The organism is Burkholderia sp. AU18528, from assembly GCF_002223215.2.
In the GTDB taxonomy this organism is placed as follows: domain Bacteria; phylum Pseudomonadota; class Gammaproteobacteria; order Burkholderiales; family Burkholderiaceae; genus Burkholderia; species Burkholderia semiarida.
In genome coordinates this window covers 931,680-956,445 of sequence record NZ_NKFC02000004.1, presented here as the reverse complement: position 1 = coordinate 956,445, position 24,766 = coordinate 931,680, and the positions used below count along the sequence as shown (strand labels likewise).

Sequence of the window (24,766 nt, the reverse complement as noted above, 5' to 3'; positions counted from 1 at the left end):
GGAATCGCTCAGCGGCGCGACTTCTTGTTGCGATACTGGTCGGCGATCACGGCCGCGACGATGATCGCGCCCTTCACCATCTCCTGGTAATACGCGTCGATGCGGATGAACGTGAAGCCCGACGTCATCACGCCGAGGATCAGCACGCCGATCACGGTGCCCGTCACGCGGCCGAGGCCGCCCGACAGCGACGTGCCGCCGATCACGACGGCCGCGATCGCATCGAGCTCGTACATCACGCCCATGCCCGACTGGCCGGAGATCGCGCGCGCGGCCGTCACGGTGCCCGCGATGCCGCTCAGGAGGCCCGCGATCGCATAGACGAAGATCAGGTGACGCGTGACGTTGATGCCCGACACGACGGCCGCGTGGCGGTTCGCGCCGATCGCATAGGTGTACTTGCCGAAGCGCGTATAGCGCAGCACGACGTGGAAGATCGCGGCGATCACGACGAAGATGATCACCGGATTGGCGCCCGCACCGATCGCCGCGAACGGGTCGGTCAGCATCGACACCGGCATCCCGTTGGTGAACCACTTCGCGAAGCCGCGCGCGGCGACCATCGTGCCGAGCGTCGCGATGAACGGCGGGATGCCCGTCATCGCGATCAGCGTGCCGTTCAGCAGGCCGACCAGCAGCCCGACGCACACGCCGGCCAGCACCGGCCAGATGACCGGCAGGTCGGTGAGGTGCGGAAACACCGCGCGCGGGAAGTCGGACACCTGCGCGAGGCTCGCCGACACGACGGCGGCGGCCGCGACGACCGACCCCGACGACAGGTCGATCCCGCTGGTGATGATCACGAGGTTCACGCCGACCGCGATGATGCCGATCACGGCCATCTGCAGCACGATGATCTCGAGCCGCTCGGCATTGAACAAGAAGCTCTGGCCGACGACGACCCAGCCGACGATCTCGAAGAACAGGCTGATGCCGACCAGCACGAGGAAGATGCTCAGTTCGGGCGGCCACTTCGCATGCCGCGACTTGAGTGTCATGGTCTGCGCATCCGCGACCGGGTTCAGGTTGCCCATTTCAGTTGTCTCCAATCTTGTTTCGGCTCAGCGCGACGCGAGATCCATGATGCGGACCTGGTCGGCGTCCTTGCGATCGACGATGCCGGTCATGCGCCCTTCGTGCATCACCATCACGCGATCGCTCATGCCCAGCACTTCCGGCATCTCCGACGAGATCATCAGCACCGCGACGCCCTTGCCGGCGAGCGCGCTGACGAGCCGGTGGATCTCGGCCTTCGCGCCGACGTCGATGCCGCGGGTCGGTTCGTCGAGGATCAGGATGCGCGGCTGCGTGAGCAGCCACCGGCCGATCAGCACCTTCTGCTGGTTGCCTCCCGACAGGTTCTGGATGGTCTCGTGCAGCCCGGGCGACTTCACGCGCAGCATCCGGCTCATTTCCTCGCAGTCGCGCTTCAACTGCGCGTGCTGCACGAAGTTGAACTTCACGTAGCGACGGCTGAGCACCGCCGCTTCCATGTTCGCGAGCAGGTCGAGATTCAGGAAGCAGCCGGAGTCCTTGCGGTCCTCGGTGAGGAACGCCATTCCGTGCCGCATCGCCTGCGCGGGCGTCGAAATGCGCACCGGCTTGCCGTCGATGCGGATCTCGCCCGACGTGGCCGGCACGACGCCGAACAGCGCCTCCGCGACGTTCGAGCGCCCGGAGCCGACGAGGCCCGCGACACCGAGAATCTCGCCCGCGCGCAGCTCGAAGCTCACGTCGCGGAACACGCCGTCGACGCAGAGATCCTTCACCGACAGCACGACGTCGCCGATCGGCACGTCTTCCTTCGGGAACATCTGCGTGATCTCGCGCCCGACCATCATGCGGATGATGTCGTCGCGCGTGACGTCGCTCGATGCGTGCGTGCCGATGTACTTGCCGTCGCGGAACACCGAGAATTCGTCGGCGATCTCGAACAGCTCGTTCATCTTGTGCGTGATGTAGACGATGCCCTTGCCCTGCTCGCGCAGCTGGCGAATGATCCGGAACAGGTGCGTGACTTCCCTGTCGGTCAGTGCGGAGGTCGGCTCGTCCATGATCAGCACGTCCGAGTCGAACGACACGGCCTTCGCGATCTCGACCATCTGGCGGCTCGCGACCGTCAGCGTGCGCACGTCGGTTTCCGGATCGATGTCGATCGACAGCCGCTCGAACAGCTCGGCCGTGCGGCGGCGCAGCTCGGCGTGATCGATCAGGCCGAAGCGGTTCTTCGGTTCCCGGCGGATCCAGATGTTCTCCGCGACCGTCATGTAAGGCATCAGGTTGAGCTCCTGATGGATCATCGCGATCCCGCGATCGAGCGCGTCGAGCGGCCCGTTCAGCACGACGGGCTCGCCGTTGATCAGGATTTCGCCCTGGTCGGGCGTGTAGACGCCCGCGATGATCTTCATCAGCGTGGACTTGCCGGCGCCGTTCTCGCCCATCAGCGCATGAACGGTGCCGCGGCGCACGCGGAACTGCACGCCATCGAGCGCGACGACGCCGGGAAAGGACTTGCCGACGCCGCGCACCTCGAGCACGCAGTCGGCCATGGCCGCGCCGGGCGCGGCGGACGAAGCGGCCGGCGCGCTTTCGCTGGCCATCGAGCGCGCGATCCTGGCTGTAAACATGGACGTTCCTCGAAAGTCGCGCGCGAACCCGGCCGCGCCGGGCCCGCGCAGTTCAGCGGGAAAACCGGTCAGTGCTTCGCGTACTGGTTCATGTTCTCCGGCGTGACGAGCTCGAACGGCACGTTCACGTAGCGATCGACCGGCTGCTTCTTCGCGAGCTTGAGCGCCGCGGCCACCGCTTGCGCGCCCTGCCCGGTCGCGTTCTGGTAGACCGACACCTTCAGCTCGCCGGCCTTCATCGCCGCGAGCCCGTCCGGCGTCGCGTCGATACCGGCGACGACCGTCTTCGGCGTCAGCTTGCGCGCGGCCTTCAGCGCGTTGATCGCGCCGATCGCCATTTCGTCGTTGTTCGACACGATCGCGTCGAACTTCGTCCCGGAGCTCAGCCAGTTCATCGTGATGTCCTGGCCCTGCGTGCGGCTCCACTTGCCTTCGCGCTTGTCGACGATCTTCATGCCCGCGCAATCCTTCGTCGCGATCACGTCCTCGATGTCCTTGGTGCGGGCGCGCGCCGACTCGTTGGACAGCTCGCCCATCAGCACGAGAATGTCGCCCTTGCCGCCGAGCAGCTTGCACACCTGGCGCGCCTGCAGCGTGCCCGACTGCTTCTCGTCGGAGGCGACGACCGCGACGCCGGCCGGCAGCTTGTCGAAATCGACCGGCTTGCGGTTCACGTAGACGAGCGGGATCTTCGCGGCGGTCACCATCTTCGTGATCTTCGGCGTCGCGTCGGTATCGACCGCGTTCACGATGATCGCGTCGACCTTCTGCGCGATCATGTTCTGGACCTGGCTCAACTGCTTGCCGACGTCATTGCCGCCGTCCTCGATCTGCACGGTCACGCCGTCCTTCTTCGCCGAATCGGCAATGCTGTTGCGCAGGATGGTCAGGAACGTGTCGTCGAACGATGCCATCGTCACGCCGATCTTCTCGGCATGCGCGAGCGGCGCGGCCAGGATCGCGGCGGCCGCGACGGCCATCAGCTTGGTCTTCATGATCAATCTGTCTCCTCATCTCCGGGGGCGGAAGACGGCGCGTTGCGCGCCGCCGGGCCGAGTCCGATCTGGTCCGATCGGGACTGAAGCATCCGGATGAAACTGTAGATCACTTCCTCGAAAATTTGGAAATTTATTTCTACGTGATTTCACCTAGGGAACTGTATTTCCAAAAAGTCTAGACTCCGTTCCGTAGCCCGATTCCCGGCGGCAGGCAGCCTCGCGTCGTGCGGCACGTGCCGCGGACAGCTGCCGCTGGATCGGTCCCTAATCTGCCGGCAGCGCCGAACGCCGGCCGCGAGCGTGACACGTGATATGAGCCTGAACTTTCCGAGTGACCGCCCCATCGATCTCGCCTGCCTCGGCCGCGTGGCCGTGGATCTCTATGCCCAGCAGTACGGCAGCCGCCTCGAGGATGCGCGCAGCTTCCAGATGTATCTCGGCGGTTCGTCGGGCAACGTCGCGTTCGGCGTCGCGCGGCTGGGCCTGAAGACCGCGATGATTTCGCGCGTCGGCGACGAGCAGATGGGCCGCTTCCTGCGCGAGACGCTCGAGCGCGAAGGCTGCGACACGAGCCAGTTGCAGACCGACCGCGAGCGCCTGACCGCGCTGGTGCTGCTCGGGCTGAAGGATCGCGACACGTTCCCGCTGCTGTTCGTGCGAGAGAACTGCGCGGACATGGCCGTGCGCGCCGACGAGATCAGCGAGGACTTCATCGCCGGCTGCCGCGCGCTGGCGATCACCGGCACGCATCTGTCGACGCCGGGCACGCGCGAGGCGTCGCTGACCGCGTTGACGTATGCGCGCCGCCACGGCGCCGTGCGCATCCTCGATATCGACTACCGGCCGGTGCTGTGGGGGCTGACCGCGCGCGGCGCCGGCGAAAACCGCTATGTGCCGGACGCGCAGGTGACGCGGCAGTTGCAGCAGGTGCTCGGCGAATTCGACCTGCTGGTCGGCACCGAGGAGGAATTCCTGATCGCGGGCGGCGTGCCGCACGACCTGATCGCGTCGTTGCAGGCGGTGCGCGCGATCACGAACGCGACGCTGGTGGTCAAGCGCGGCGCGCTCGGCTGCTGCGTGATCGAAGGCGACGTTCCCGCGCGCATCGACGATGCGCCGACCTTTCTCGGCGAGCGGGTCGAGGTGCTCAACGTGCTCGGCGCGGGCGACGCGTTCCTGTCGGGCCTGCTGTCGGGGCTGCTGCGCGGGCGCGACTGGGCCGAATCGACGCGCATCGCGAACGCGTGCGGCGCGATCGTCGTGTCGCGCCACGCATGCTCGGCCGCGATGCCGACGCCGGCCGAACTCGCGCACTGGTTCGACGGCGGCCGCAACCCGGCGGTCGATGCCGATCGCACGCTCGCGCACCTGCATCGCGTGACGGTGCCGCGTCGCGACTGGGACGACCTGTGCGTGATGGCGTTCGACCATCGCAGCCAGTTCTACGAGCTGGCAGTGCAGGCCGGCGCGGACGAAGCACGGATCAAGACGTTGAAGCGCCTGCTCGTGCGCGCGGTCGAACAGGTCGAGCGCGATCGCGGGATCGCCGGCCACGTCGGCGTGCTGATCGACGGCGGCGCATACGGCAGCGACGCGCTCGCGTCGGCCACGGGGCGCGGCTGGTGGGTCGGCCGCCCGGTCGAGCTGCCCGGCTCGCGGCCGCTGCGTTTCGACGACACGCGCTCGGTCGGCTCGTCGCTCACGCACTGGCCGACCGAACAGGTCGTGAAGTGCCTCGTTCACTATCACCCCGACGACCCCGTCGACCTGCGCGTCGAGCAGGAGCAGCGCGTGCTGGAACTGTGGGAAGCCACGCGCGCGAGCGGCAACGAGCTGCTGCTGGAAATGATTCCGCCGCGCGCGGTCACGCCGGCCGGCACCGAGGACGACGCGGTGCTGCGCACGGTCGCGCGCTTCTACAACCTCGGCGTGAAGCCCGAATGGTGGAAGCTCACGCCGCTCACCGCCGACGGCTGGGCGCGGCTCGCCGCGCTGATCGCCGAGCGCGACCCGTACTGCCGCGGCGCGGTGATCCTCGGCCTGAACCAGCCGCTGCAATACCTGGTCGACAGCTTCCGCTCGGCGACCAACCCGATCGTCAAGGGCTTCATGGTCGGGCGCACGCTGTGGGCCGATGCGTCGCTGAACTGGTTCGCGGGCCGGATCGACGATCAGGCGCTGATCGACGAAGTGGCCGGCAACTTCGCGCGACTGGTCGACGCGTGGCTCGGCCGCCGGGCCACCGCGCGGGCCGCCGCGGCCTGATGCCCCGTGTTCGTGACGACCACCCGACTCCTCTCTATCGATCGACGATGACCACCACCGTAAGACTGACCGTCAGCCAGGCACTCGTGCGCTACCTGGCCGCCCTGCGCGCCGAAGTCGTCCAGCCCGACGGGCGCACCGAGATCCTGCCGTATTGCGGCGGCGTGTTCGCGATCTTCGGCCACGGCAACGTGGCCGGTCTCGGCGAAGCGCTGCATGCGGAGAAGGACCGGCTGCCGACGTTTCGCGCGCACAACGAGCAAGGGATGGCCAACGCGGCCGTCGCGTTCGCGAAGGCGCATTTCCGCCAGCGAATGATGGCCGCGACGTCGAGCATCGGCCCCGGCGCGACCAACATGCTGACCTCCGCCGCGCTCGCGCACGTCGGCCGCTTGCCGCTGCTGTTGCTGCCCGGCGACGTGTTCGTGTCGCGGCTGCCCGACCCGGTGCTGCAGCAGGTCGAGGATTTCGAACAGGGCGACGTCAGCGCGAACGACTGCTTCCGGCCCGTCACGCGCTACTTCGATCGCATCACGTCGCCCGAGCAACTGCTCGTCGCGCTGCCGCGCGCGATCCAGGTGATGACCGATCCCGCGCAGTGCGGGCCCGTGTGTCTCGCGCTGCCGCAGGACGTGCAGACCTTCGCGTACGACTGGCCCGAGGATTTCTTCGCGCCGCCGGTGATCCGGATGCGCCGGCCGCCGGCCGACGCGCTCGAACTCGCCGACGCGCTCGACGTGCTGAAAGCCGCGAAGAAGCCGCTGATCGTCGCCGGCGGCGGCGTGCTGTACAGCCAGGCGTGGGACGCGCTGCGCGCGTTCGCCGACACGCACGGCGTGCCCGTCGCCGAATCGCAGGCCGGCAAGGGCAGCCTCGCGTGGGATCATCCGCTGAACCTCGGCTCGATCGGCGTGACGGGCTCGCCCGCCGCGAACCGCGCGGCCGCGCAGGCCGATGTCGTGTTCGCGGTCGGCACGCGGCTGCAGGATTTCACGACCGGCTCGCACGCGCTCTACGGCGACGCGACGCTGCTGAGCCTGAACGTGCAGCCGTTCGACGCGGGCAAGAAGCGCGGCCGGCAACTCGTGGCCGATGCGCGCACGGGCCTTGGGCAGCTATCGGCCGCGCTGGCCGGCTGGCGCGCCGATGCGGCGTGGACCGCCGCGAACCGCGACCAGGCCGCCGCATGGAACGCGCGCGTGACCGAGCTGACCACGCGGATTCCGAAGGACACGCTGCCGTACGACGCGGAAGTGATCGGCGCGGTGCGCGACTCCGCGGCCGACGCGGGGCGCGACAGCGCGCGCGACGATCTCGTCGTCTGCGCGGCCGGCACGCTGCCGGCCGAACTGCACAAACTGTGGCGCAGCGGCGTGCCGGGCAACTACCACATGGACTATGCGTATTCGTGCATGGGCTACGAAGTCGCGGGCGGCCTCGGCGCGAAGCTCGCGCGCCCCGAGCGCGAAGTGATCGTGATCGTCGGCGACGGCTCGTACATGATGCTCAACGCGGAACTCGCGACGTCGGTGATGCTCGGCCGCAAGCTGATCGTCGTGATCCTCGACAACCGCGGCTACGGCTGCATCGAGCGGCTGCAACGCCATTGCGGCGGCGCGAGCTTCAACAACATGCTCGACGACTGCGTGCCCGAAGGCGGCGAACGCTCGACGATCGACTTCGCGATGCATGCGCGCGCGATGGGCGCCGAAGCCGTGCACGTGCGCGACGTCGGCGAATTGCGCGATGAAATGAAGCGCGCGCGTGCGGCGACGAAGAGCCAGGTGCTCGTGATCGACACCACGCACCATCGCACGACCGACGACGGCGGCGCGTGGTGGGAGGTCGCGGTGCCGCAGGTATCCGGACGCGCCGGCGTCGAAGCGGCGCACCGCGCGTATCTCGACGCGAAGACGCGCCAGCGACGTTGAGCGCGCCTGCCCCGCGCCTCTGCCGCACCGGTAAAACAACATTCGAACCAAGGAAGCACGTCATGAGCTGGAACGTCCGCATCGGTATCAATCCCCTGTCGTGGATGAACGACGACCTGCCGTCGCTCGGCGGCGAGACGCCGCTCGAAACGGCGCTGAAGGAAGGCGCCGAGATCGGCTACGCGGGCTTCGAGCTCGGCAACAAGTTTCCGAAGACGGGCCCCGAACTGAAGGCGAAGCTCGCCGAATTCGGGCTCGTGTGCGTGTCGGGCTGGTATTCGGGCTTCCTCGCGGAAGTCGCGCCGGGCATGACGGACGCCGATGCGGTGGCGGCGGAGATCGAGCGCTGCCGCGCGCACATGACGAAGCTGCAATTCAACGACGTGAAGGTCGTCGTGTACGGCGAATGCGCGGGCACGATCCAGGGCAGCATCGACACGCCGGTGGCGAAGCGACCGCGTTTCGTCGACGACGAAGCGTGGCGGCGCTATGCGGCGCGCCTCGACGCGTTCGGCGCGCACCTGCTCGACACGTACGGCATCAAGCTCGCCTACCATCACCACATGGGCGCGTACGTCGAATCGCCGGCCGACGTCGACCGGCTGATGGCGCTGACCGATCCGGCGAAGGTGTTCCTGCTGTTCGACACCGGCCATGCGTATTTCGGCGGCGCGGCCGACCCGGTGGCGCTGCTGAAGAAGCACGTATCGCGCGTGGCGCACGTGCATTGCAAGGACGTGCGGCCGCAAGTCGTGAACCAGGCGCGCAACGACGGCTGGAGCTTCCTGAACGGCGTGATCAACGGCACCTTCACGGTGCCGGGCGACGGCGCGCTCGACTACGACGCGACGCTGCGCACGCTGAAGGACGCCGGCTACGAAGGCTGGCTCGTCGTCGAGGCCGAGCAGGATCCGGCCGTCGCGCCGAGCTATGCGTATGCGAAGAAGGGCTACGACTCGCTGCGCGCGATCGTCGACCGGTTGAGCGCTTGAGCACGCGCGCAAGCGCCTGGGCGGTCGCGCCCCACCCTATTGCGGAGACCCATCTCATGACGATTTCTCCCCTGCTGGTCAAGGCATCCGCCGACCGCGAAATCTGCAACGTCACGCCCGAATCGGCCGGCTGGAAACACGTCGGCTTTCGCGCGCTGCGCCTGAAGGCCGGCGACACCGAGACGCTCGACACCGGCACGCGCGAACTGTGCGTCGTCGTGCTGACGGGCACGGTGCGCGCCGAAGTCGACGGCGAAACCCACGACGCGCTCGGCAGGCGCGACAGCGTGTTCGAGGACGTGTCGCCGGACGCGCTGTACGTGCCGGGCGGCAAGACGGTGACGCTGGTCGCGACGCGCGATGCGGAAGTCGCGCTGTGCACCGCGCCCTACGCGAGCGGCGACAAGCGCGTGCTGCGCCTCGACGGCGAGCGGATGCGCCGCTCGGTGCGCGGGCAAGGCACCAACACGCGCTACGTATGCGACATCCTGATGGGCGACAACCCGGCCGCCGACCGGCTGCTCGTCGTCGAAGTCGTCACGCCGGCCAGCCATTCGAGCAGCTATCCGCCGCACAAGCACGACCGCGACGCCGCGCCCGACGAAACCTCGCTCGAGGAAACCTACTATCACCGGATCGATCCGCCGCAGGGTTTCGCGTTCCAGCGCGTGTACACGGACGACCGCAGCCTCGACGAAGCCTGCGCGGTCGAGAACCACGACGTCGTGATGGTGCCGCGCGGCTATCACCCGGTGGTGGCGCCTCACGGCTACAACCTGTACTACCTGAACGTGATGGCGGGCCCAAGCCGTGCGTGGGCGTTCAAGAACGATCCCGCGCATGAGTGGATGCTGGACGCGGCGCCCCATCGTTGAAGCACTGAAACGCCGAAGCACCGAACGGAAGACGGGCCCGCGCGCGGCCCGTGACGATGCAACGCCCGGCACGCGCGTGCAGCGCCGGCAATGCGACGGAGCCGCCATGGTGACGCCCCCCTTTCGCCTCGAACCCCACGCCTTCGACGACGATGCGTCGAACCCGGCGCTGCCGCACTTCAATGCAGCCGTCGCGCGCCGCATCGGAGAAATCGCGGTCAACCTCGCGACGCGACGCGGACTGCCGATTGCGGTCGGCATCGTCGGCGGGCACGCGCCGCTGTTCTATTGCGCGCTCGACGGCAGCGACGCGCGCGACGGCGATGCGATCCGCCGCCGGCAGAACACGGTGCTGCGTTTCGGCCAGAGTTCGCTCGCGGTCGGCGCGTGCTTTCGGCGTGCCGGCTGGTCGCTGCGCTCGCAAGGCCTGTCCGACGACGATTACGCGCTCGACGGCGGCGGCGTGCCGTTGCGGCTCGCCGGCGCCGGCATCGTCGGCGCGATGACGATCGCGGGGCTCGGCTCCGAAGACAATCACGCGCTCGTCGTCGAATGCTTGCGGTGGCACGTCGGCGCGACCGCGCTGGCGATGAGCGCATAGCGGCCGTCGCACCAGCGCACGCGGGCCGTCACGAACGGCGCGTCGGCAGCGCGTCGAGCGTGCCGGCCGGCCCGTTCGCCACGGCCGAGTCAGCTTGCTCGTCCGGGATATCGTCGAGCGACCGGTTGTTGGTGCGCGGCCCGAACGCGCCGATCGACAGCATCACGATCAGCATGCTGCCGCCGATCAGCGCGAACACCGCGGACACCCCCGCGCGCTCGAGCAGCAACGCGACGATGAAACTGCTGGCCGCGCCGGTCAGGCGGCCGATCGAATGCACGAAGCCGAGCGCGCGCCCGCGGATCGCGGTCGGAAACAGTTCCGACTGGTACGCAGTGCCGTTGCTTGCGAGCACCGTGCTCGACAGCGTGACGAGCAGGCCGAACGCGATCACGAACGGCGCCTGCGCCGACGTCGCGAACGCACTGCCGAACAGCGCGACGCCGAACGCCGACGCGACGATCAACCACTTGCGCTCGATCCGGTCGGCGAGCAGGCCTGCGACCAGCGGCGACACCGGATACGCGAACGCGATCACGAACGCATAGCCGAGGCTTTTCGCGACGGTCGCGCCCTGCGCGGCGAGCAGCGTCGGCAGCCATTGGCTGAAGCCGAAGAAGCCGATGCTCAGGAAGCCGTTGAACGCGATCAGCATCGCGGTGCGGCCGCGGTGCCGCGCATCCCACATCGACGGCGCGCGTGGCGCCGGCTGCACGTCGGCGGCCGGCGGCCGGACCGCCGGCAGCGGCCGCCCCGATTCGCGCGCGACGATCCGTTCGAGTCGCGCCACGATGCGTTCGGCCTCGGCTTCCCGGCCCACGCCGACGAGCCAGCGCGGCGACTCCGGCAGGCGCGCCTGCAGCCACCAGACGACCACCGCGCCACTTCCGCCGAGCAGCACGACCCAGCGCCATCCCGACCAGCCGAGCGGATCGCGCGGGACCCAGAGCCACGATACGAACGCGAGCACCGGCATGGCCAGATACCCGACGGCGAAGCAGACGGCAAATGCACGGCCACGCACCGCCTTCGGCACCAGCTCGGTCAGGAACGCGCCGATCGTGATCAGCTCCGCGCCGACGCCGCAGCCCGCGACGAAGCGGCACGCGAGCACGCCGATCGCGCTCCACTGCACGCACATCGCCAGGCTCGCGACGGTATAGAGCAGCAGCGCGCCGGTAAACAGCGCGCGACGCCCGTAGCGGTCCGCCAGGCGCGACACGAACATCTCGCCGACGAACAGCCCGATGAACGTCGCCGCGCCGAGCGCGCCCTGGTCGGACATGCCGAGCACGCCGCGTGCGCCGGTGTGAAAGATGCCGTCGCGAATCAGCCCGGGCGGCAGATAGGTCATCTGGAACAGGTCGTAGACCTCGAAGAAGCCGCCCACGCTCAGGAACAGCACGAGCTTCCAGATGCTCGCCGTCGCGGGCAGGCGGTCGATGCGCGCGGCGAGCGATGCCGCAACAGAGTCAGACATGGCGTGTCCTCGGTAGTCCGCCCGCGCGCCGCGCGGGACGTCGATCAACGCGCGGCGCGGGCCGCGCGGCAGGCAATCACACGGTGGCGACCGGATTGACCGGCGAGCCGACGAGCCCGCGCAGATGCAGCGGCGGCGCGGTCAGCAGGAAGCGGTTGCGACGGTGTTCGTGCAGCCAGTCCGCCAGCGGCGTCAGGTGCCACAGCTCGCCGAGATGGATGCCGAGCTTGAACAGGCACAGCTCGTGCAGCGGCATCAGCGCGCCGGGCCGCGCGCGCGGCGGCGCGTCGCGCGGGCGCTCCTCGACCGCGTGGTTGTCGGCCGCGAGCGCGGCGAGCCCCGACGCGTCGATCCAGTTCAGCAGACGTTCGTCGGCGCCGTCCAGCACGCAGCATGCTGGCGGCGCACCGGTCTCGCCGCGCGCGTCGGCGGCGAGCAGAAGGTCCGCGAAACCCGTGTGCACGCAGACGATATCGCCGCGCTCGACGCTCACGTCGTCCGCGCGCAGCACCGCCATCCAGTCGTCGAAACCGATCTTGCGCCGCGCGTCGCCGAAGTGGCGGCGCAGGTCGACCATCACGCCGCGCCCCTGCACGCCGGTGCGCGCCATCACCTCGATGCCGAGCGCGTGCGCGCCGCCTTGCGCGGCGCCCGCTTCCGGCACGCGGATATGCTCGTCCATCCGGTAGCCGTTGTAGAACACGCGGGTCTTTTCGCCGTCGCCGGCCGGATCGAACAGCGAGCCGACGTGCGACAGCGCATCCCATTGCGTCGAGAACTGCGAATGCAGGCAGAACGCGTCGTCGCAGACGACATCCGTTGCGTTCGCAACCTGTTCGTCGGCGCGGTAGCCGAAGTACGGCTTGTCGCCCAGCAGCGCCGGCATGATCGCCGGCGGGCGCCGTCTCGCGTTCAGTCCGCCGCCGCGCGGCACGTCGAGCGGCAGGCTCAGCGAGAACACGCGGCCTTCGCGCACTTCCGCGACGCCGCGCAGCACGGCGTCCGGCGTCAGCCAGTTCAGGCGCCCCTTCTGGTCGTCCGGGCCGAAATCGCCCCAGTTCGAACCGGGCGGTCGGTGGGTCCAACGCGGATTCATGGTGCCTCCTCCACTATGCGGTGCATCCGGTCTCTGCCGGTGCGCGGCCCGCTTACTGCGAGCGGATCACGCCCAGCGCGGCGAGCCGTGCGTATTCGTGCTCGCCGAGCAGCGGCTGCAGGATTTCGCGGTTGTGTTCGCCGAGCGCGGGCGCGGGCCGGCGGAAGGCGCCGGGCGTACCCGACAGGCGCGGCGTGACGTTGTGCATCGGCAGGCTGCCGACGTCGTCGTCGGGCAGCTCGACCAGCGCCTCGCGCTCGATCACGTAGCGATCGGCGACGATCTGCGCGATGTCCTGGATCGGCCCGACCGTCACGCCCGCCTCCTCGAAGAACGCGAGATTGGCGTCGAGATCGCGCGCGGCGATGAATTCGCCGACGATCGCATCGAGCGCTTGCGCGTGCCGCACGCGCAGTACGTTGGTCGCATAGCGCGGATCGTCGATCAGATCGGCGCGCCCGATCGCGCGGAACAGCCGCTCGGCCATCGCCTGCGTCGAACTCGACAGGCACAGCCACTTGCCGTCGCGCGTGCGATACGCGTTGCGCGGCGCGGTGTTCGTCGAGCGGCTGCCGGTGCGCGGCTTGATCTCGCCGGTCATCACGTAGTTCGCCGCGGCCGGCCCGAGGATCGACAGCAGCGGCTCGAACAGCGACACGTCGATCACCTGCCCGGCCGCCCGCTGCGCGCCGCGCGCATGCAGCGCGACCAGCACGGCGAGCGCGCCGGACATCCCGGCCGTCATGTCGGCGAGAAACATCGGCGGCAGCACCGGCTCGCGATCGGCGAACCCGTTGATCGCCGCGAAACCCGCATAGCCTTCGGCGAGCGTGCCGAAGCCCGGCTTGTGGCGATACGGCCCGGTCTGTCCCCAGCCGGAGATCCGCGCGATCACGAGTTCCGGGCGGATCGCGAGCAGGTCGTCGGGGCCGAGCCCCATCCGCTCTGCGACGCCCGGCTTGAAGCTTTCGACGAACACGTCCGCGTCGCGCACCAGCCGGCGCACGATGTCGACGCCCTCCGGCGTGCGCAGATCGACGCACACGCTGCGCTTGTTGCGCCCGTACACCTTCCAGTTCGTGCTGATGCCGCCGGCGCCGACCGCGCGCAACGTATCGCCGCGCTCGCTTTCGACCTTCACGACGTCCGCGCCGAAGTCGGCCAACTGCACGCTCAGCATGTTGCCGGCCATCAGGCGCGACAGATCGACCACGCGCACGCCGGACAGCGGCCCGGTGGCGTTGGCATCGAACGATTTCGGATGGATCGGGCCGGTGGACGCGCGACGATGCGCGCCGGCCGCGCGAGCGGCCTGCGGGTCGGGTACGGACATGATGTCTCCTGGTAGTTGTCGGTCAGTCAGGCATGCGCGCGTCGCGCGCCGGCGCTACTCGAGCAATGCGCCGAGCCGGTCGGTCGCGGGAAACGCCGCACCCGTCGCGGGCAGATCGCCGCCGAGCGCACGCGTCAATTCCGCGGCGGCGGCCTGCACATGCGGCAGGTAATCGGCCAGCACTTTCTTGTTGAAGCGATAGCGCGGCACGCCGAGCGAAATCGCGCCGCTCAGCACGCGGCCGACACCGAATGCCGGGCACGCGATCGCCGCGCTCTCCGGATCGCGCTCGGCGATCGACACCGCATAGCCCTGCTCGGCCGTCTTCTCGTACTCGCCGCCGCGCGTGCCGGAAAACGCGAGCAGCACGCGCCCCGCCGCGCCGACGTCGAGCGCGAAGCGGTCGCCTTCGCGCAGATGCGTGCTCACCGCGCGCTGCGCCTGGATGCGGAACAGGCAGACACGCTGGTCGCCTTCGCGCACGTAGAACGCGGCGGTCTCGCCGGTCTGCGCCGACAGCGTCGACAGGATCGGCATCACGTATTCGCGCAACTGGAACGACTCGCGATACATCACGCCGAGCTGGAACACGGCCGGCCCCAACACGTAGCGCCCGTCGGGCAGGCGCTTGATGAAGCGGAATTGTTCGAGGGACTCGAACATCCGCAGCAGCGTGCTCATGTTGAGCCCCGTCGCGTCGCTGACCTGCGCGAGCATCAGCCCGCCGGGCGCGCCGGAGAAGGCCAGCAGCGCGGTCAACGCACGATTGACCGCGGCCACGCCGCCTTCCGCCTGATTAGTCGTCTCCACCTTGCTCATGTCCGCCTCGCGCTGTGCCGGGCGGCGCGAACGGCGCGCCCGGGCTCACAAAAATTGAAAGTCACTTTCATTATACGCAGGATGGCCGTGACATCAACATGAATCCGCAGCGCTTCCTTCGTTCAACTTCTTTCAACTCCTCATAAATATAGGCGTTAACGATAATCTTGACGAATGGCCCCATCGATCACAAAAATAAAAGTGACTTTCATTTTTAGAGAACAACGATGAATCCCACCTCCCAACCGGTCTGGCGCTCGCTGCTCTACGTGCCTGCCCACGTCCCCCGTTTCGTCGAGAAGGCCGCGACCAGCGCGGCCGATGCGCTGATCCTCGACCTGGAAGACAGCGTCCCGTTCGCGTGCAAGCGCGACGCACGAGACGGCCTCGCCGACGCCGTGCCGAGGTTGCGGGCCGCCGGCCACGACGTGCTGGTCCGCGCCAACGGCCCGCTCGACCTGCTGGTGCCCGACCTGCGTGCGGCCGTGCAGGCGGGCGTGCACGGCGTCGTGCTGCCGAAGGTTCGCGGCGGCTCGCACGTCGAGGCGATCGACGAACTGCTGGCCACGCTCGAGGATGAAGCCGGCGCCGCGCCCGGCGGCACGCGCGTCGTCGCGATCATCGAGACGCCGCGTGCGTTCCAGGCGATGGAGCGGATCGCGCGTGCGTCGCCGCGCGTCGTCGCGATGATGCTCGGCGGCGCCGACTTCGCGCTGAACTGCGAAAGCGGCACCGGCGCCGACGTGCTGCGCGTGCCGAAGCAGTTGCTGATCATCGCCGCGCGCGCGGCCGGCGTTTTGCCGCTCGGCCTGCTCGACGGCCTCGACGAACTGCGCGACCTCGATGCGTTCGAGCGCATCGCGCGCGCGTCCGCGGCATTCGGCTATGCGGGCGCGACCTGCATTCATCCGCTGCAGGTCGATGCGCTGAACCGCGCGTTCCGGCCGGACGACGACGCGGTGCGCGACGCGCGCGCCGTGCTCGCCGCGTACGACGACGCGCGCGCCAACGGCCGCGGCGCGCTGCGCATCGACGGCCGGATGGTCGACGCGGCGGGCGTCGCACAGGCCACGCGCGTACTCGCGCGCGACGCGGCCGTGCGGGCCCGCGCACGCTGACCGACGATGCGCACGCCCGACCGCGTGACCCAGCCGCCAGGCGTCGCCCGCGTGCGCCGCGCAACGCACGCGAGCGGCCCGGCACGGCACGCGCCGTTCGCCTTCCGCCCCGGATAGCGACGCCGCGCCGCGCGAGCCGACCCGCGCGGCGCCCATGACGAACAACAACCCCAAAACAAGGAGACAGCCCCATGGGCAAGCGAATGTCCGCATTGTGCGGACTGGGCCTCGTATCGGCCGGCGCCTGCGCGCAGACCAGCCTCACGCTGTACGGCGTCGCCGACGTCTACACCGAATTTCTCACCAACCAGGCCGGGCCCGACGGCAAGTCGTCCGCGTCGCTCGCGCGGATGGCGTCGGGCGGCAAGAGCGGATCGCGCTGGGGCCTGAAGGGCGTCGAGGATCTCGGCGGCGGCTGGCAGGCGGCGTTTCGCGTCGAAAGCAGCATCAACCTCGCCAACGGCGCCGGCGCCGGCGGCTTCGACCGCTCCGCGTGGGTCGCGTTGCAACACGAGCGCTGGGGCGCGCTGCGGCTCGGCCGTCAGTACACGACGCTGTTCGACATCATGGAGCGCTATTCGCCGACGGGCGCCTATTCGACGCTGTACGAGCCGGACGGCGCGATCGTCGGCATCAATTATCGCGAGAACAACGTCGTCAAGTATCTGGCGAAGCTCGGCGCGCTGACGCTCGAAACCCACTACGCGTTCGGCGGCACGGCGGGCGCGTTCCAGTCGAACGCCGCGTACGGCGCGGGCTTCGACTACGCGGGCAGCGCGTCCTCGTTCGCCGCGGCGTTCGACGACGTCCACACGCCGCGGCCCGGCGGCTTCGCGCACTTCCGCCGCTACGCCGCTTCCGCGCTCGTGCCGCTCGGGCGCGCGCAACTGCTGGCCGGCGTCGAGCACGCGCACAGCGACATCGCCGCGCCGTCGGTCGTGACGAACTTCACGTTCTGGTGGGCCGGCGTCCGCTATGGCATCACCGATTTTCTGCAAGCGATCGGCGCCGTCTATTACGAACACATCCGCGCGCGGAATCCGGCGAATGCGCAAACGCCGGCATCGCAGCCCGTCAGTCCGCAGCAGGTCACGCTGCAGTTGAACTACTTCGTGTCGAAGACGGTGACGCTGTACCTGGCGGCCGGCTACGCGCACCGTGCCGCGCTCGATTTCGACAACGACAACTACAACTTTCTGCACTACTCGCTCGCGGCCGGCCGCTCCGGCAGCGCGGGCGTCGCGCTCGGCCTGCGCAAGGCGTTCTGACAGCGTCGCCCCTTCCCGCCCCTTAAACATTCGGAGACCGAACCATGAATCGCCGCCACTTTCTTTCCGCGCTGACCGGCGCCGCCGTCGCGCTGCCGTTCGCTCGCGCCCGCGCCGCCGCGACCGCCGACAGGCAGAACGCCGGCCAGCCGGAACTCGCCCGGCAACTCGCCGACTACGCAGCCGGGCTGCAGTATCGCGACCTCGACGAGGCGACCGTCGAAACGATCAAGGCGCATCTGATCGACGCGCTGGGCTGCGCGATCGCCGCGCACGATGAGGCGCCGGTACGGATCGCGCGCGACGCGGCGCTCGCGTCGCCCGGCGGCGTCTCGACCGTGATCGGCACGAACCGCCGCACGCGCGCCGATCTCGCCGCGTTCGCGACCGGCACGGCGCTACGCTACTTCGATTTCAACGATGCGTATGCCGGCAAGGAAACCGGCCATCCGAGCGACAACGTCGCCGCGTGTCTCGCGGTCGCCGAGGCGCGGCACGCGAGCGGCCGCGACCTGATCCTGTCGATCGCGATCGCGTACGAGATCGCGTGCCGGCTGATGGACGCCGCCGCGGTCAGCCCGCGCGGCTGGGATCACACCTGCTACAGCCTGCCGGCCGTCGCGCTCGCGGCGGGCAAGCTGATGGGCCTGCCCGCGCCGCAACTCGTGCAGGCGGTCAACCTGTCGATCAACAGCCATCTCGCGCTGAACCAGACGCGGGTGCAGCAGTTGTCCAACTGGAAGGCGCTCGCCGACGCCGACGCGGCGCGCAACGCGGTGTTTTCGACCGAACTCGCCGGCGCCGGCCTCACCGGCCCCGCGCCGATATTCGAGGGAGCGGCCGGGTTTTTCGCGCAGGTGTCCGGGCCGTTCGCGCTCGACACCGCCACGTTCGGCGGGCGCGACGGCGCGTTCCGGGTCGGCCGGTGCTTCGTGAAGTTCTATCCGGCGCAAGGGCTCACGCAAACGGCGATTCCGGCCGCGCTCGCGGTCGCCGCGCAGGTCGGCGACCTGCGGCGCATTCGGCGCATCGAGGTCCGCACGACCGAAGTCGGCTACGTGACGGCCGGCCGCGATCCGGAGAAATGGGCCCCGTCGACCCACGAGACCGCCGACCACAGCCTGCCCTACATCGTCGCGCGGGCGATGCTCGACGGCGACATCACAACCCGCAGCTATACGGGCCCGGCGTTGCGCGACCCGGCCTTGCACGCGCTGATCGGCAAAATCACGGTCGACGCGGACCCGGCGCTGACGGCCCGCTATCCCGCGCATGCGCCGAATCGCGTGACGGCCGTGTGCGACGACGGCGCGACCTATACGAAGCAGGTGGACGATCTGCCGGGCTCACCGACGCAACCGATGCAGCGCGCCGACTACGAAGCGAAGTTCACGAAGAATTGCCAGCGGCACGGAAGCGCGGCGCGAATGCGGGCCGCACTCGATTATCTGTGGCGACTCGACGAGCAGCCCGACGTCGCGACGCTGCCGCCGCTGCTCGTCGTCGGCTGACCGCGAGCGGCCCGCGGCGCACGACATCGCGCTCAGCCCACGCTGCACGCGTCCACCGTGACGTCGTCCACGACGGATTCCGCGGCCGCGAGGATCGCGCGGCGCATCCAGCCGTGCGCGTTGCTGCCGTCGTACCGGCGATGCCAGTACAGCGACCACGTGACGGGTTCCATCGCGAGCGGCAGTTCGCGGATCACGAGACGCGGATCGCCGAGGCTCAGCGCGTGCCGCTCCGACATGATCACGGCGTACGGCAGCGCATCGAGCATGTTCGGCACGACGAGCCAGTGCGGCACGTTGAGCACGATGCGGCGCGTACAGCCCATGTTCGCGAGCAGGTTGTCGATCAGGCTGTGGTCGACCGGGTTGATCGACACGTTGAGGAAGTCGAGCGCGAGGAACCGTTCGAGCGTCAGCGGCTTGTCCGCATCGGGATGGTTGCGGCTCAGCACGCACACCATCCGGTCGTGAAACACGGTTTCCGACGACAGCGAGCCGGAATGCTCGAGGCCCGCGCTGATCGCCATGTCGAGCCGCCCGGCTTCGAGCGCTTCGGCCGTCTTCGCCGCGCTCGGGTGCACGACATCGAGGCTGATATTCGGCGCCGTCGTGCGCATGCGCCGCAGCAAGGCGGGCAGCAAAAGCAGTTCGGTGAGATCCGACATCCGGATCGTAAAATGACGCTCCGACGTAAAAGGGTTGAATTGATAATCCGATTCAAATAATTCTTCGATTTGTTGCATGATTTGCCGCACCGGCGCGATCAACGCCTGCGCGCGCGGCGTCAATTCCATCCCGATCGTGCTGCGCGCCAGGATCTCGTCCTTGAACAGATACCGCAGGCGCGACAGCGCATTGCTGACGGCCGGTTGGGTCAGACCGACCTTCAGCCCGGCCCGCGTCACCTGTTTCTCCGTCAGCAGCGCATCCAGTATGACCAGCAGGTTCAAGTCGATCGAACGTAGATTCATGATTGTGACCATCCACTAAACGGGTTAATCGCCATCCCCGGTTCGCGATTATCGCAATGGGGAAATCCCCTGATATTTAGTGCAATAAATGAGAATAGTCCAATCTTGACGTTTCAATATTTTTTATATACCCCGCGCCATTGATTCTATTTTTCGATCTGAACGACCCGATTTTCAGTCATTTTTTCGATAATCGGCTCAATCGACGATCCCGGATCGACGCATGGAAACGGTTCCCGCTGGCCGGGCGCGCGCCGGCGCCCGCGGCCTGCGCGTCAAACGGTCGCGACCGGGTTCACCGGCGCACCGACCAGCCCCCGGATATGCAACGGCGGCGCGGTCAGCAGGAACCGGTTTCGCCGATGCGCGCGCAGCCAGTTCGCGAGCGGCGTCAGGTGCCACAGCTCGCCGAGGTGGATGCCGAGCTTGAACAGGCACAGCTCGTGCAGCGGCATCAGCGCCCCCGGCCGCGCGAGCGGCTGCGCATGCCGCGGCCGCTCCTCGATCGCGTGGTTGTCGGCCACGAGCGCCGCGAGCCGCGACTCGTCGATCCACTGCAGCAGCCGGGCGTCGCTGCTGTCCAGCACGCAGGCGCTCGCGACGGTCGCGGGCGAACCGTGCTCGTCGTTCAGCAGCAGATCGGCGAAACCGGTGTGAATGCAGACGATGTCGCCCTGCTCGACGTGCACGTCGTCCGCTTCCATCACGCGCATCAGTTGCGCGTAGCCCACTTTCGTGCGGGCGTCGCCGAAGTGATGCCGCAGGTCGATCAGCACGCCACGCCCCTGCACGCCGGTGCGCGCCATCACCTCGATGCCGAGCGCGAGCGCGCCGCCGGTGGCGTCGCCCTCCTGCGGCACCCGCAGATGCTCGCCCATCCGGAAGCCGTTGTAGAACACGATTTCGGGCACGCCGTCGTCGTCCGCGTCGAATACGCCGCCGACGTGCGCGAGACCGTCCCATTGCGTCGAGAACTGCGAATGCATGCAGAACGAATCGTCGCAGACGACGTCCGTGGCGTTCGCCACCTGTTCGTCGGCGCGATAACCGAAGTACGGCTTGCCGCCGAGCAGCGCCGGCAAGATCGCGGGCGGCCGACGGCGCGCGTTCAGCCCGCCGCCGCGCGGCACGTCGAGCGGCAGGCTCAGCGAGAACGACAGGCCTTCGCGCACCTCGGCGACGCCCTGCCGCACCTTGTCCGGCGTCAGCCAGTTCAACCGTCCCTGCTGATCGTCCGGGCCGAAATCGCCCCAGTTCGAGCCCGGCGGCCGCTTCTTCCAGCGTGGTGCGTTCAAGATGGCTCTCCTCCTTTCCGGTTCGGATGCACGTCGGACGTCAACGCCGCCAGCGCATCCAGCGGCGTGTCGTCGACGAGCGCCTGCACCGCGTCGCGCAGCTCGAGCGCACGCGGCGTGCCGATCGTCGAACTCGCGGCGAGCACGAACTTCGCGACGAGTTCCTGTTCGGTCAGCGGCCGCGAACGGGTGCCCTTGCTCGACTCGACGCGCGCCTCGCGCGTCTGCCCGTCGCGCAGCGTCACGCGCAGCACGGCAGGCAGGCTGTGCGGGAACCGCGCGTCGCACCACGGATCGGCGACGCAGCGCACCTTCGCGGCCAGCGCGCGGCGCGCGGGGTCCCGCACGAGCGCATCGTCGAAATCGTCGAACCAGACGCCGAGCCCGCCCCCGCCGAGCAGCGCGGCCGCGATCGTGTACGGCCCCGAGAACGCGGCCGCGTAACCGTTCGGCGGGCTGGCCTTCAATTCGGCAGGCTCGCCGATCGTGCGCAGCGTCGACGTCGCGACCCGCAGTTCGGCCGACACCACGTCGTCGGCCGTCACGCCCTGCGCCTTCAGTTGCAGCGCCGCGTCGATGCCCGGATGCGTGAAGTGGTTGCACGGATACGGCTTGAAGATGATCCGGCTCGTCTCCCAGTCGTCACCGAGGCCGCGCAGCACCGCGTCGACGTCGGCCAGCTCGCCGCACCATGCGTGAAAGAAGCCGAAGCGGCCTTCGAGCGCGGTCGGCGGCGCGGTCACGCCCGCATCCGCCAGTTCCGCCGCGCTCACGCCCGCATGCGCGGCCCAGCCGCAGTGAATCCGCTTCACGGAGCCGCCGGTGCGGTTCGCCTCGAGCAGGCCCGCGCCCATGCTCGCGGCAATCCCGAGCGCCGCGGCGATCCGCGCGGCGTCGAGCCCGAGCAGCATCGCCGCGGCCGCGGCCGCGCCCACTGTCCCGCAGATCGACGTCGCGTGCTGGCCGCGCTCGAAGAACACCGAATTGCCGAGCCGCTCGTTGTAGGCCGCCACGCCGAGCCGGATGCAGATCTCGGTGCCGACCGTGATCGCATCGAGCAGCGCTGCGCCCGATGCACCGCTCGCCTGCGCGGCGGCGAGCGCGGCCGGAATCACCGACGCGCTCGGATGCAGCACCGACAGCATGTGCGAGTCGTCGAAATCCATCGCATGCGCGAGCGTGCCGTTGACGAGCGCGGCGCTCGCGGCCGGCAGCCGGTCGGCCGCGCCGATCACGCTCGCGCGGCCGTGCCCGCCCCAGCGCCGCGCGACCTGCAGCACGGACTGCGCGACGGGTTCGTCGTGCGCGATCAGGCTGTTGCCGACGAGGTCGAGCACGCGGGCGGCGGCCTCCACGCGCAGCGTGCGATCGAGCCCGTCGACGCGCACCGCCGACGCGAAGCGGCCGAGCACGCCGACGATGCCGTCCGGATTCGTGGGCCTGGCGGCGACGGCCGGTGCGGAAAGCGTATCGGGCGCGCTCATGCCGCGACTCCATCGCGCCGCAGGTGGGTCGCCAGCGCCAGCGTCACGCGCGCGTTCGCGATCAGCGGCGGCGCCACCACGCGGCCATCGGGCAGCACGAACACCGACGATTGATCGTCCGCCGCATCGACCGCCTCCAGCACGCGCTCGGCCGCGCGGATTTCCTCGTCCGACGGCGTGAACACCGCGTTGATGACCGGCAGTTGCGACGGATGAATCGCGAAACGGCCGACGAATCCCATCGATTTCGCGCGCAACGTCGATTCCTTCAGGCCGTCGAGATCGCCGAGCGTGTGATAGACCGTCTGGATCGGCCCGTTCAGCCCCGCCGCGCGCGACGCCACCACGCAGCGCGCGCGGCACACTTCGAGCGTGAAGTTGTCGACGCCGATCCGCAGGTCGGCGCGCAGGTCGCTTTCGCCGAGCCCGATCCGTTCGAGCCGCGGCGACGCGGTCGCGAGCTGATAAGCGGTTTCCACCCCATAGGCGGATTCGATCAGGATCTGGATCCCGGCGTCGCTGCCGAGCGCGTCGAGCCAGCCCGCGACTTCCTGGATATGCGCGGGGAAATCGCATTTCGGCAAACGCAGCGCCTGCAATGCGGGCAACGCGATCGCCTCGACGTCGTCGCGGCACCACGGCGTCCCGATCGGGTTCACGCGTACGTAGGTCGGCTTCGGCGGGCCGCCCGCCAGGATGTCGGCGGCGGCCTTGCGGGCGTCGACCTTGTGGCTCGCCGGCACGGCGTCCTCGAGATCCAGCACGATCGCGTCGGCCTCGCTCGCGTAGGCCTTCTCGACCACCTGCGTCTTGTGCGCGGGCACGTACAGGTAACTGCGGCAGGTTGCACTCGGTTTCAAATCACACCTCGTTCGGTCAGGTCGGCGAGGTCCCGCGATTCCAGGCCCAATGCGCCGAATACTTCATCGTTGTGCGCGCCGCGCGACGGCCCGCCCCAGCGGATCGCGCCGGGGGTGTCGGACAGCCGGAACGGCACGTTGTGCGTGCGGAATGCGCCCAGTTCGGCGTCGGGCACCGATACGATCGAGCCGAGCGCCGCGTACTGCGGATCGCGCAGCACGTCGGCGACGTCGTAGATCGGCGCGACGGCCGCCTCCGCGCGCTCGAACGCGTCGATCACCTCGTCGCGCGTGCGCTGCCCGATCCAGCCGCCGACCGCCGCGTCGAGCTCGTCCGCATGCTTCGCGCGCTCGACGCCGCTCGCGAACCACGGCTGGTCGATCAGGTCCGCGCGGCCGACGAGCCGCATCACGCGCTCGGCGATGCTGTGCGCCGACGTCGACAGCGCGACCCACTTGCCGTCCGACGTGCGATACACGCCGCGCGGCGCGTTGTTCGGCGAGCGGTTGCCGGCGCGCTCGGGCACGCGCCCCGTCTGGTCGTAGCTCGCGACCTGCGCGCCCATCGCCGCGAGCATCGTCTCGATGATCGCGAGATCGACCACCTGTCCGCGTCCGGTGCGTTCGCGCGCCTTCAGCGCCGTCATGATCGCGAACGCGGCGGTGAGCCCCGCCACCGTGTCCGCGAGCGGAAACGACGGCAGCAGCGGCGGCCCGTCCGCCTCGCCGGTGGCGGCCGCCAGCCCGCTCATCGCCTCCGCGAGCGTGCCGAAACCGGGGCGGCGCGCATACGGGCCGAACTGGCCGAACCCCGTCACCCGCACCAGCACGAGCCGCGGATTGATCGCGGACAACACGTCGTAGCCGAGCCCCCAGCGCTCCAGCGTGCCGGGCCGGAAATTCTCGACCACCACGTCGGCCTGCGCGGCCAGCTCGCGAAAGATCCGCTGGCCGTCGGCCGTGCCGAGATTCAGCGTGACCGCCCGCTTGTTGCGCGCGACCACCTTCCACCACAACGGCACGTCGTCGCGACGCGCGCCGTACTTGCGCGCCGGATCGCCCGTCGGGTGTTCCACCTTGATCACGTCGGCGCCGTAGTCGGCGAGCATCGTCGCCGCGAGCGGGCCGGCAAACAGCGTCGCGGCGTCGATCACGCGAATGCCGCCGAGCGGCCCGCGGCTGGAGGTGTCCGACGCCGTGCCGGCATCGACCTCCCCGGTTTCCACAGAAGCCATGGCGCTC

20 protein-coding genes are annotated in these 24,766 nt (G+C 69.2%); 8 read left to right on the top strand and 12 right to left on the bottom strand.

From position 1 onward, the window contains the following. Positions 1–8: 8 nt before the first annotated feature. The 3 genes from CFB52_RS07185 to CFB52_RS07175 all read right to left on the bottom strand — a co-directional run bounded on the left by CFB52_RS07185 (position 9) and on the right by CFB52_RS07175 (position 3,622). The gene (locus tag CFB52_RS07185; RefSeq protein ID WP_059575884.1) at positions 9–1,034 is read right to left on the bottom strand and encodes an ABC transporter permease; all 1,026 of its coding nucleotides are present in this window, start codon (positions 1,032–1,034) and stop codon (positions 9–11) included. A 27-nt stretch (positions 1,035–1,061) separates the two neighbouring features. After that, positions 1,062–2,627, bottom strand: coding sequence for a sugar ABC transporter ATP-binding protein (locus tag CFB52_RS07180; RefSeq protein WP_059575886.1), 1,566 nt, complete (start codon positions 2,625–2,627; stop codon positions 1,062–1,064). A 68-nt stretch (positions 2,628–2,695) separates the two neighbouring features. Continuing rightward, complete coding sequence (locus CFB52_RS07175) at positions 2,696–3,622, bottom strand: sugar ABC transporter substrate-binding protein (RefSeq protein ID WP_059575888.1); 927 nt, start codon at positions 3,620–3,622, stop codon at positions 2,696–2,698. 315 nt (positions 3,623–3,937) lie between these two features. Here CFB52_RS07175 and iolC point away from each other — a divergent pair, with 315 nt between their 5' ends. The 5 genes from iolC (at position 3,938) to CFB52_RS07150 (ending at position 10,289) form a co-directional block, all read left to right on the top strand. Further along, a complete protein-coding gene (gene iolC, locus CFB52_RS07170) occupies positions 3,938–5,890 on the top strand; it encodes a 5-dehydro-2-deoxygluconokinase (RefSeq protein WP_099316322.1) in 1,953 nt (650 codons plus the stop codon). Between the two features lie 47 nt (positions 5,891–5,937). Continuing rightward, the gene (gene iolD, locus CFB52_RS07165; RefSeq protein WP_060316294.1) at positions 5,938–7,821 is read left to right on the top strand and encodes a 3D-(3,5/4)-trihydroxycyclohexane-1,2-dione acylhydrolase (decyclizing); all 1,884 of its coding nucleotides are present in this window, start codon (positions 5,938–5,940) and stop codon (positions 7,819–7,821) included. Between the two features lie 62 nt (positions 7,822–7,883). After that, positions 7,884–8,813 carry a myo-inosose-2 dehydratase gene (gene iolE / locus CFB52_RS07160; RefSeq protein WP_099316321.1) on the top strand — a complete coding sequence of 310 codons (930 nt, stop codon included), beginning with the start codon at positions 7,884–7,886 and terminating at the stop codon, positions 8,811–8,813. 56 nt (positions 8,814–8,869) lie between these two features. Then, positions 8,870–9,688, top strand: coding sequence for a 5-deoxy-glucuronate isomerase (iolB, locus tag CFB52_RS07155; protein ID WP_059575895.1), 819 nt, complete (start codon positions 8,870–8,872; stop codon positions 9,686–9,688). A gap of 106 nt (positions 9,689–9,794) precedes the next feature. Beyond that, the gene (locus CFB52_RS07150; protein ID WP_059575896.1) at positions 9,795–10,289 is read left to right on the top strand and encodes a heme-degrading domain-containing protein; all 495 of its coding nucleotides are present in this window, start codon (positions 9,795–9,797) and stop codon (positions 10,287–10,289) included. A gap of 28 nt (positions 10,290–10,317) precedes the next feature. On the opposite strand, the gene CFB52_RS07145 is transcribed toward CFB52_RS07150, so the two are convergent. The 4 genes from CFB52_RS07145 to CFB52_RS07130 all read right to left on the bottom strand — a co-directional run bounded on the left by CFB52_RS07145 (position 10,318) and on the right by CFB52_RS07130 (position 15,017). After that, positions 10,318–11,769, bottom strand: a complete 1,452-nt coding sequence (locus tag CFB52_RS07145; RefSeq protein WP_099316320.1) for an MFS transporter — start codon at positions 11,767–11,769, stop codon at positions 10,318–10,320. Between the two features lie 76 nt (positions 11,770–11,845). Further along, the gene (locus CFB52_RS07140) at positions 11,846–12,865 is read right to left on the bottom strand and encodes a cyclase family protein (RefSeq protein WP_059640649.1); all 1,020 of its coding nucleotides are present in this window, start codon (positions 12,863–12,865) and stop codon (positions 11,846–11,848) included. A 52-nt stretch (positions 12,866–12,917) separates the two neighbouring features. Then, the gene (locus CFB52_RS07135; RefSeq protein WP_059575901.1) at positions 12,918–14,198 is read right to left on the bottom strand and encodes a CaiB/BaiF CoA-transferase family protein; all 1,281 of its coding nucleotides are present in this window, start codon (positions 14,196–14,198) and stop codon (positions 12,918–12,920) included. Positions 14,199–14,252: 54 nt separating this feature from the next. Beyond that, positions 14,253–15,017, bottom strand: coding sequence for an IclR family transcriptional regulator (locus CFB52_RS07130; protein WP_059640647.1), 765 nt, complete (start codon positions 15,015–15,017; stop codon positions 14,253–14,255). Positions 15,018–15,244: 227 nt separating this feature from the next. Here CFB52_RS07130 and CFB52_RS07125 point away from each other — a divergent pair, with 227 nt between their 5' ends. The 3 genes from CFB52_RS07125 (at position 15,245) to CFB52_RS07115 (ending at position 18,914) form a co-directional block, all read left to right on the top strand. Next, the gene (locus tag CFB52_RS07125) at positions 15,245–16,135 is read left to right on the top strand and encodes a CoA ester lyase (RefSeq protein ID WP_099316319.1); all 891 of its coding nucleotides are present in this window, start codon (positions 15,245–15,247) and stop codon (positions 16,133–16,135) included. Positions 16,136–16,326: 191 nt separating this feature from the next. Further along, the gene (locus tag CFB52_RS07120) at positions 16,327–17,403 is read left to right on the top strand and encodes a porin (RefSeq protein WP_099316318.1); all 1,077 of its coding nucleotides are present in this window, start codon (positions 16,327–16,329) and stop codon (positions 17,401–17,403) included. Between the two features lie 44 nt (positions 17,404–17,447). Next, a complete protein-coding gene (locus CFB52_RS07115) occupies positions 17,448–18,914 on the top strand; it encodes an MmgE/PrpD family protein (protein ID WP_099316317.1) in 1,467 nt (488 codons plus the stop codon). 32 nt (positions 18,915–18,946) lie between these two features. Here CFB52_RS07115 and CFB52_RS07110 read toward each other — a convergent pair whose 3' ends face one another. The 5 genes from CFB52_RS07110 to CFB52_RS07090 all read right to left on the bottom strand — a co-directional run bounded on the left by CFB52_RS07110 (position 18,947) and on the right by CFB52_RS07090 (position 24,759). After that, the gene (locus tag CFB52_RS07110) at positions 18,947–19,885 is read right to left on the bottom strand and encodes a LysR family transcriptional regulator (protein ID WP_059575972.1); all 939 of its coding nucleotides are present in this window, start codon (positions 19,883–19,885) and stop codon (positions 18,947–18,949) included. 275 nt (positions 19,886–20,160) lie between these two features. After that, complete coding sequence (locus CFB52_RS07105) at positions 20,161–21,180, bottom strand: cyclase family protein (RefSeq protein ID WP_099316316.1); 1,020 nt, start codon at positions 21,178–21,180, stop codon at positions 20,161–20,163. After that, the gene (locus CFB52_RS07100; RefSeq protein WP_059575915.1) at positions 21,177–22,664 is read right to left on the bottom strand and encodes an MmgE/PrpD family protein; all 1,488 of its coding nucleotides are present in this window, start codon (positions 22,662–22,664) and stop codon (positions 21,177–21,179) included. The genes CFB52_RS07105 and CFB52_RS07100 overlap by 4 nt, the downstream gene beginning before the upstream one ends. Continuing rightward, on the bottom strand, positions 22,661–23,524 hold the full coding sequence (locus tag CFB52_RS07095) for a CoA ester lyase (RefSeq protein ID WP_059575917.1): 864 nt from the start codon (positions 23,522–23,524) through the stop codon (positions 22,661–22,663). Before CFB52_RS07095 ends, CFB52_RS07100 begins: the two co-directional genes overlap by 4 nt. Next, positions 23,521–24,759: a CaiB/BaiF CoA-transferase family protein gene (locus CFB52_RS07090; RefSeq protein WP_180278195.1), complete on the bottom strand. Its 1,239-nt coding sequence runs from the start codon at positions 24,757–24,759 to the stop codon at positions 23,521–23,523. The genes CFB52_RS07095 and CFB52_RS07090 overlap by 4 nt, the downstream gene beginning before the upstream one ends. Positions 24,760–24,766: the final 7 nt, after the last annotated feature.